This window comes from Clostridium sp. CAG:43, from assembly GCF_000434655.1.
Lineage (GTDB): Bacteria > Bacillota > Clostridia > Lachnospirales > Lachnospiraceae > Otoolea > Otoolea fessa.
The window spans coordinates 53,621-62,167 of the sequence record NZ_FR895020.1 but is presented as its reverse complement, the minus strand read 5'-3'; the positions used below and the strand labels follow the sequence as shown (position 1 = coordinate 62,167).

The 8,547-nt window shown below is 48.9% G+C and carries 8 protein-coding genes and 1 other annotated feature (1 of these 9 running past the window's edge); of the genes, 7 read left to right on the top strand and 1 reads right to left on the bottom strand.

Going from position 1 to position 8,547, the window contains the following annotated elements:
• Positions 1–608 carry the 5' portion of a DUF362 domain-containing protein gene (locus tag QVO97_RS01915; protein ID WP_022358732.1) on the bottom strand. It extends 541 nt beyond the left edge of the window, so 608 of the gene's 1,149 nt are visible here — the first part of the coding sequence; it begins with the start codon at positions 606–608; its stop codon lies beyond the left edge, outside the window.
• Positions 609–915: 307 nt separating this feature from the next.
• Here QVO97_RS01915 and QVO97_RS01910 point away from each other — a divergent pair, with 307 nt between their 5' ends.
• The 7 genes from QVO97_RS01910 to QVO97_RS01880 all read left to right on the top strand — a co-directional run.
• Positions 916–2,007 carry a glycosyltransferase family 2 protein gene (locus tag QVO97_RS01910; RefSeq protein ID WP_022358731.1) on the top strand — a complete coding sequence of 364 codons (1,092 nt, stop codon included), beginning with the start codon at positions 916–918 and terminating at the stop codon, positions 2,005–2,007.
• Between the two features lie 425 nt (positions 2,008–2,432).
• Entirely contained in the window at positions 2,433–3,446 is a 1,014-nt protein-coding gene (locus QVO97_RS01905) for a methionine ABC transporter ATP-binding protein (protein WP_022358730.1), read from the top strand.
• A gap of 1 nt (position 3,447) precedes the next feature.
• Positions 3,448–4,113 (top strand): methionine ABC transporter permease, encoded by a 666-nt coding sequence (locus QVO97_RS01900; RefSeq protein WP_022358729.1) that lies wholly within the window; start codon positions 3,448–3,450, stop codon positions 4,111–4,113.
• Positions 4,114–4,352: 239 nt separating this feature from the next.
• Positions 4,353–5,234, top strand: coding sequence for a MetQ/NlpA family ABC transporter substrate-binding protein (locus tag QVO97_RS01895; protein ID WP_022358728.1), 882 nt, complete (start codon positions 4,353–4,355; stop codon positions 5,232–5,234).
• A gap of 194 nt (positions 5,235–5,428) precedes the next feature.
• Entirely contained in the window at positions 5,429–6,361 is a 933-nt protein-coding gene (locus QVO97_RS01890) for a type IV pilin protein (RefSeq protein ID WP_022358727.1), read from the top strand.
• Between the two features lie 132 nt (positions 6,362–6,493).
• Positions 6,494–6,790: a binding site (T-box leader), on the top strand.
• Between the two features lie 115 nt (positions 6,791–6,905).
• Complete coding sequence (locus QVO97_RS01885) at positions 6,906–7,097, top strand: DUF6472 family protein (protein WP_022358726.1); 192 nt, start codon at positions 6,906–6,908, stop codon at positions 7,095–7,097.
• A gap of 110 nt (positions 7,098–7,207) precedes the next feature.
• Positions 7,208–8,547: valine--tRNA ligase (locus QVO97_RS01880; RefSeq protein ID WP_288188641.1), on the top strand; the 1,340-nt coding region annotated here is incomplete at its 3' end.

Here is an 8,547-nt window from a genome sequence, read left to right as displayed (position 1 = left end):
CCTCGGCAGAGCTTTTCCTTGACGTGTGGTTTTCCACTGCTGTGCTGATCGGTCTTACCGGCGCGAGAACCGCAGCCCATGCCGATATTTTTGATCGTACCGCCGAAGCCGGTCATCTCATGTCCCTTGAAATGGGTCAGGCTGATAAAGACATCGGCGTCCATGACGGCGCGGCCGATCTTAGCTTCTTTGATGTATTCGCCTCCGGCCACCGGAACAGCGATGTCATCGGTGCCCTTTAATCCATCACCGATGATGATTGGACATCCAACAGTCAACGGGGTAAATCCGTTTTCCCAGGCGCATTCCAGGTGCTCGAGCGCATTCTTGCGGCTGCCTGGATACATCGTATTGCAGTCTGTTAAAAATGGTTTGCCGCCCAGCTCTTTAATGACATCAACAACGGCTTTGGCATAATTAGGACGCAGATAACTGATATTTCCAAGTTCACCAAAGTGCATCTTGATAGCGACAAATTTACCATCCATATCGATGGAACCGATCCCGGCTTTACGGATCAGTTTTTTTAATTTGGTAGGGAGACCGTCGCCAAATGCAATGGTGTGGAAATCTGTAAAATATACCTTTGCTTTTTCGGTTTTTGACATATGAATACCTCCTGATAGATGGCTTTTTTTGATTTTTTTCTCAGGCGAGAAGACTCCCACCTCTTTAGGTGGCGAGTAATAGTAAAGTGATAAAAATATCCATTCTATTATACCGGAATCGGGTGGATGTGTCAAAAATTTACTTTTCTTTTTAATGTAGTTCCTATATAATAGGAAAATACGGAAAAAGCAGATTTCAGCTGCAGGGGGATTCTGGCAAGATACCTGTATCTGGAAACCTGCTTTTGAAAATACGAGGGGACTTGTCTGCATAGAAGGGACAGTGACCCGGGCAGGAGATGACAGTATGAGAAATGCACCGGTTATCTATATCGTGGTGCCTTGCTACAACGAAGAGGAAGTTCTGCCATTGACGGCAGAATTTTTAGGTAAAAAATTAGATGATTTAACCCGCAGACGCCGGATTCATCCGGGAAGCCGGGTGCTGATGGTAGACGACGGTTCGAAGGATAGAACATGGAAGCTAATCGAGGAACTCCATGAGAAGGACGAGCGGTTTGCAGGTGTGAAGCTGAGCCGCAACCGCGGTCATCAGAACGCGCTTTTAGCCGGGCTTTTTGAGGCGGCGAGACGGCGGTGTGACGCGGCGATCTCGATGGATGCCGATCTGCAGGATGATGTGGACGCATGCGACGCGATGATCGAGCAGTATATGGCTGGCTGTGACATCGTGTACGGTGTGCGCCTCCACAGGGCGACGGATACATTTTTTAAGCGTACAACTGCGCTGGGATTTTATAAGGTTATGAATGCGCTGGGAGCGAACACCGTGTATAATCATGCGGATTACCGCCTGATGAGCCGGAGGGCACTGGAAGGGCTGGCGGAATTTTCGGAGGTCAATCTGTTTCTGCGCGGGATTGTCCCGATGATCGGCTATCCGTCCGATGTGGTATATTATGACCGTAAAGAGCGGGCAGCAGGGGAGAGCAAATATCCGCTGAAAAAGATGCTGGCTTTTGCGATCGAGGGCATCACTTCGCTGAGCACGAAGCCGATCCGGATGATTACGTTCATGGGAATTGCGGCATTTTTTGTCAGTATTGGATTCCTTATCTGGGCGGTGGTTGATTTCTTCCGGGGCAATACGATCACCGGCTGGGCGAGCATGATGGTATCGCTCTGGTTTATCGGCGGACTGCTTCTTCTCTCGGTCGGAATCGTCGGAGAGTATGTCGGAAAGATTTATCTGGAGTCGAAGCACCGCCCGCGCTATATCATTGAGAGCCGCACGCCGGATCGCATCCGCGAGCGTGAGAAAGGGCGCAGCCGGAAACAGGAGATGCCAGGAGAAAATTTGCGCCGTAGCCGTGCAGAAGCACGGGAACTCCAGACATCAAAAAGAAGAGAAGCTGTGCGAAAACCGGAGCAGGAGTGAAATAGCTCTAAAAAATAGCTCTTAAAAATTCAGGAAACACTTGACAAAACCGGAAAATGGGTGTATCTTCATAAACAAATAATTCCTATCAGGAATAAGGGAATATAAGCTGAAAGGGGACAGGTCCGATGCGTCAGAGTAAAGCCATGCAGATGAATATGATGATGAACGGCATGTGTATGATGTGCTGTCATATTTGTGTGCATGAAAGACGGAACGGGCTGGTCGGATAGACCTGTAAGTATAGCATAGGAAGCCGCGATCCGTACTGGATTCGCGGCTTTTTTGTGTCATAGGAAATTCCTTGGAATTCCTTATGACACAAAAAGGCACTAACTGCTTCCTGTGACAGAAAACAGTAGTGGCATCTTTTATGCGACAGGGTATCAATGCTGTATATTCGGAAAAAGAGAGGGGAAAAGACCATGGAGCAGAGAAAGGAAACGATCATCTGCCTGGAAGGACTGGGAAAGCAATTCCAGACAACGAACGGAACGGTGACCGCGTTAGATGATATTAACCTGGAAATCCTGAAGGGCGAGATTTTTGGAATTATCGGTCTGTCAGGTGCAGGAAAGAGTACGCTGGTCCGGTGTATCAATTATCTGGAGACACCGACGGCGGGACGGGTTATTTTTGAGGGACAGAACCTGTCGATGATGAAGGAGGCAGAGATTCGGAAAGCCAGACAGTCGATGGGGATGATTTTCCAGCAGTTCAATCTTCTGGCACAGAGAAATGTACTCCAGAATGTGTGCTTTCCGATGGAGATTGCCGGTGTCCCGAAAGCAGAGGCGAAGATACGGGCGGCTGAGCTTTTAAAATTAGTCGGTCTGGAAGAACGGATGAAGGCATATCCGGCACAGCTCTCCGGCGGACAGAAACAGCGAGTGGCGATTGCACGCGCGATGTCCACGAACCCGAAGGTGCTGCTTTGCGATGAGGCGACGAGTGCGCTCGACCCGAATACGACGAAATCGATTTTGGAGCTTCTTAAGAAGATTAACCGCGAACTCGGTATTACTGTGATCGTGATTACCCATGAGATGGCAGTTATTGAGTCTATCTGTGATCGTGTGGCGATCATCGACCACAGCCACATTGCAGAGTCTGGCAAGGTATCAGAGATTTTCTCCGGTCCGAAGTCGGAGATTGGGCGGCAGCTGATTCTAGGAGAGACGGCAGGGCAGAAGACAAGCTTTGCCAGAGCGCGCCAGATCCGCGTTATTTTCAATGGACGGGAATCTTCGGAGCCAATTATTTCTAATATGGTATTAGCCTGCAAGGTTCCGGTCAATATTCTTCTCGCGGATACCCACGATATTGGGGGCAAGGCGATGGGACAGATGCTTCTGCAGCTCCCGGAGGACGAGGTGGATGCAGGGCGTATCTGCAATTATTTAAAAACGGTCGGTGTGACCTATGAGGAGGTGCGCTAAGATGGTATTTGATGCGAAGACAGTCAGTATGCTTGTAAAAGAGACCTGGAGAACCTTATATATGGTAGGTCTTTCTTCCCTGATTTCTTACTTGATCGGCATCCCGCTCGGCGTGGCGCTGGTTGTAACCGATAAAGACGGCATCCGTCCGGTGCCGCTGTTCAACAAAGTGGCGGGCGTGATTGTCAACCTGCTCCGTTCGGTGCCGTTTATCATCCTGTTAGCGATGGTAATGCCGCTGACCCGCGCGATCGTGGGAAAGACGATCGGAGCAAATGCGGCAGTTGTACCGCTGGTAATCGCGGCGTTCCCGTACATCAGCCGTATGGTAGAGGCATCATTAAAGGAAATTGATGCAGGCGTGATTGAAGCAGCAAAATCAATGGGCGCTTCAACCTGGCAGATTATTTTCAAGGTGCTGCTTCCGGAGTCCAAGCCGTCCCTGTTAGTCGGCGCGGCGATTTCGATCACGACAATCCTCGGATATTCCGCGATGGCAGGCTGTGTCGGCGCCGGCGGTCTGGGCGATGTGGCGATCCGATATGGATACCACCGTTATCAGGCAGATATGATGCTGGTTACCGTTGTGATTCTGGTTATTATCGCACAGCTGATTCAGGAGATCTTTACGCGGAGTTCGAGAAGAAGTGATAAGAGAATCCGTTAATAAGATATTTACAGAAATGAAATGCAGCCTATCGTCTGTGGCAGATGCAGGACATTTCTGAAATATAAATTTAAAGTAACTGTTCAGTAGGTCTGCGCATTTACTGCGCTGACCGTACGAAAACATGGGCCAGCAGGCAAAAATCCCATTGCCGTAGGCAATTTTTAATGGATTTTTGCGCGTGACTGTGAAGGTACTGAACAGTTATAATTTAAACACACAAAGAGGAGGAAATCACTATGAAAAAATCATTCTTAGGAACCACATTCCTGGCACTGCTGGCAGCTGCATCCTTAGCAGGCTGCTCTTCCAGCTCGAATGAGACAACTGCTGAGACCGCTGCAGAGACAGCAGAGGAGAGCACCGCAGAGGCTAAAGAGGCAGACGGCGATCTGGAGAAGCTGGTAGTAGGCGCAAGCCCGGCACCGCACGCTGAGATCCTGGAAGCTGCAAGAGACCTTCTGGCAGACAAGGGCTACGATCTGGAGATCGTAGAGTATACTGATTATGTACAGCCGAACAACGCACTGGAGTCCGGCGATCTGGATGCAAACTACTTCCAGCACAAACCATATCTCGATACCTTTAATGAGGAGAATGGCACTCATCTGGTAAGTGCAGGCGCAATCCATTATGAGCCATTCGGCATCTACGCAGGCAAGAGCGATTCTTTAGATGAGCTGGCTGACGGCGCAGAGGTTCTTGTGCCGAACGATGTAACCAATGAGGCAAGAGCACTTCTGCTTCTTCAGGATCAGGGTCTTCTGACACTGAAAGAGGATGCAGGTCTGACCGCAACCATCAATGATATTACAGAGAACCCGAAGAACCTGGATATCGTAGAGCTTGAGGCAGCACAGCTTCCGCGTTCCTTACAGGATGCGGATATCGCAGTTATCAACGGCAACTACGCAATCGAGGCTGGTTTAAAGGTAACCGATGCTCTGGCAGTAGAGTCTTCTGACTCTCTGGCAGCCCAGACATACGGAAATGTCGTAGCAGTCCGTGAAGGTGACGAGGAGAGCGACAAGACAAAAGCTCTGATGGAAGTCCTGACAAGCGATGATATCAAAGAGTTCATCGAGACGAAGTATGATGGAGCGGTTGTTCCGCTGTTTTAATTGACGGCAGGAATTTGATTACAGCAGCGAAATGGGGAAGAGGCGGATGCTTTGCGGTGAAAACCGCAGGCGGAGGCCTCTTCTTTCGATTTATGGGAATGTGCGTCAGATGAAAAACGTTTTGCGTGAATTTTTTAGAATCATGTGATAGAATAAGACAAAAAAGGGATAAAGGTGACAGGTGGGTGATAAGAATGGAAATTCATATACAGAATAGGAAAAAGGGCTTTACGCTGGCGGAGCTTTTGGTAGTCGTTGCGATTGTTGCCATTTTAGCTGCAATTTCTATTCCTATTTTCACCAGGCAGCTGGAGGCCAGCCGGGAGGCCACGGATCTTGCCAATGTCCGTTCTGCCTATGCAGAGGTGATGGCAGCGGTCATGATTGAGGATACAGAGAATGAAGTGAAGGTTGTAAAGCTGAAGCAGAAAAAAGCAAAATGGCAGTCGCATGATCCGGTGACGATAGGTGGAGTGATGCATTATAATGATCAGGGTGATACGGCCAACTGGATTGGTTATCCGGTTCCGGGTGGGGAGTGTGAAGTTTCCTATCAGCCAAATTCGGGAGTGCTTTTTAACTGGAAAGGTAAAAATGGTACAGGCGGTTCGGAACAGAAATATACGTTTAATATCAATTGTGATATGCATGCGCCCTTGAATAACAGCGGCGTATTGGAAATGCTGGGTAATAACAGCAATTTTGAAATTGATTCCAACTGTACAAAATCCAATATGCTTCCAAAGATACAGGCAAAGATTGAGGAGGACAGCCTGTTAAAAAAGGGAACCTGGGCCTATCTGGGAGATGCGAAGGATAAGTCGAAGCGATATTTATTCTGGACATCTGTAGATATATCGTCAGATTCGGTTGGTGCAGGAAAGAAGATACCGGTTATTATCAGTACAGCAGATGGAAGGTTTTATATTTCGGAAACAACTACCGCTATTCGAAAGAATACAGCTGGTAACTATGTAGCAATCGCCGATCATCGAACTCCACAACAGTATACGAAATATCTTTCGAATGATAAAAAGTATGGGAATCTGCAGGAGGCATATGATGCATACGCAAAGCTGGTGACGGATGGGACGTATCAACAATATAAGGATACGCTGCCGAAGTAGGGGCTGTGCAGCTGTTACAGCTGGGCGTCTTTAAAGTGGGAAGAGCCAGGGCATATATCAGAATTTACCAACCTGTGCCGAAAACCTTGACATTTTCCTGAAAAACCTCTATGATAACAAGGAACTGAAAAATGAAAGGCAGTGAAGAAGAGGAGTACACATAGAAGCCCTGACAGAGAGAACCGCGCAGGTTGAGAGACGGTTCCGGGAAACGGATGTGGAAGGTAGCTTCGGAGCCGGATTTCTGAAAAACCGCGTTCTGCTATGACTTAGGAATGCTGTGAAAGAGAGTGGTGGATAAGAGATCCCGGGAGTTCCCGTTATAGAATCAAGAGGATTGGGGTAAAGTCTGGATGTGTGCAAAGAAAACACCGGCGGGCGGAAATCCTGATTGAATTAAGGTGGTACCGCGTATATGACGCCCTTTGCAGATGATATGTCTGCAAGGGGCTTTTTCATTTCATAGGAAATTCCTTGGAATTCCCTATTACACAAAAGGCACATTCTTTTTCATAGGAAACGCGCTTCGGAAAGGACAAAACAGATGAAAAAACAGGGTCCGCTGACAAGCTGTGATACGTGCGGCAATTATGTCTATGACGATGATTATGGGTATTATCTGTGCGAGGCAGATTTGGATGAGGACGAGATGGCGGCATTTTTAAGCAACCAGCGTTTTGTCTGCCCGTACTACCAGACGGATGATGAGTACAAGATTGTCCGGAAACAGATGTAAGAAACTGCATCGGAAATTACGCAAAATAAAGGTAAACAAGATGTGGTTCATGATAGAATGCGAGGATAAACAGCATTTGATGAGTTAAAACACAAAAGGAGAATCGATCAATGAAAGAACTGGAAAAGACATATAATCCGGCGGATATTGAAGATCGCCTGTATCAGAAATGGCTGGACAGCAAATATTTCCACGCCGATGCAGAGCGCGGACGCAGAAACGGCAAGAAGCCGTTCACGATTGTGATGCCGCCGCCAAATATTACCGGACAGCTTCATATGGGACATGCGCTGGATAACACCATGCAGGATATCCTGATCCGTTACAAGAGAATGCAGGGCTATGAGGCACTGTGGCAGCCGGGTACCGACCATGCGGCGATCGCAACGGAGGTTAAGGTTATCAATAAGCTGAAAGAGCAGGGCATTGACAAGCATGATCTGGGTCGTGAGGGCTTCCTGGAGAAAGCATGGGAGTGGAAAGAAGAGTACGGCAGCCGTATCGTAAAACAGCTTCACAAGCTGGGTTCCTCCGCTGACTGGGACCGCGAGCGTTTCACGATGGACGAGGGCTGTTCCGAGGCGGTTCTGGAAGTATTTACCAGACTGTATGAAAAAGGTTATATTTACAAGGGATCCCGTATCATCAACTGGTGCCCGGTCTGCCAGACTTCCATTTCGGATGCCGAGGTAGAGCATGAGGAGCAGGACGGCTTTTTCTGGCACATCAATTACCCGATCGTCGGCGAAGAGGGACGTTTCGTCGAGATCGCAACCACCCGTCCGGAGACGCTGTTAGGCGATACTGCGGTAGCTGTCAACCCAGAGGATGAGCGCTACAAGGATATCGTAGGCAAGATGTTAAAACTGCCGCTGACCGACCGAGAGATTCCGGTCATCGCGGATGAGTATGTAGATAAAGAGTTCGGTACCGGCTGCGTAAAGATCACACCGGCACATGACCCGAACGACTTTGAGGTAGGAAAACGCCACAACCTGGAAGAGATCTGCATCATGAATGACGATGCAACCATCAGCATACCGGGCAAATATCAGGGCATGGACCGCTACGAGGCGAGAAAAGCCATGGTAGAGGATCTGAAGAAAATGGGACTTTTAGTCAAAGTCGTTCCGCATTCCCACAACGTAGGTACCCACGACCGCTGCGGCACAACCGTAGAGCCGATGGTAAAACCGCAGTGGTTTGTCAAGATGGAAGAGATGGCGAAACCGGCGGTAGAGGCACTTAAATCCGGCAGACTTAAATTCGTTCCGGAGAGCTTCGGAAAGACCTATCTGCACTGGCTTGAGGGCATCCGTGACTGGTGCATTTCCCGTCAGCTCTGGTGGGGACACCGGATTCCGGCTTATTATTGTGATGACTGCGGCGAGATGACCGTTGCCAAGTGTGCACCGGCGGTATGCCCGAAATGCGGCGGCACCCACCTGCA

Bases quoted from the DNA above. Each gene is read 5' to 3' on its own strand.
- QVO97_RS01905 (WP_022358730.1), top strand. From the start codon at position 2,433: ATGGAGCAGAGAAAGGAAACGATCATCTGCCTGGAAGGACTGGGAAAG.
- QVO97_RS01910 (WP_022358731.1), top strand. From the start codon at position 916: ATGAGAAATGCACCGGTTATCTATATCGTGGTGCCTTGCTACAACGAA.
- QVO97_RS01900 (WP_022358729.1), top strand. From the start codon at position 3,448: ATGGTATTTGATGCGAAGACAGTCAGTATGCTTGTAAAAGAGACCTGG.
- QVO97_RS01895 (WP_022358728.1), top strand. From the start codon at position 4,353: ATGAAAAAATCATTCTTAGGAACCACATTCCTGGCACTGCTGGCAGCT.
- QVO97_RS01890 (WP_022358727.1), top strand. From the start codon at position 5,429: ATGGAAATTCATATACAGAATAGGAAAAAGGGCTTTACGCTGGCGGAG.
- QVO97_RS01885 (WP_022358726.1), top strand. From the start codon at position 6,906: ATGAAAAAACAGGGTCCGCTGACAAGCTGTGATACGTGCGGCAATTAT.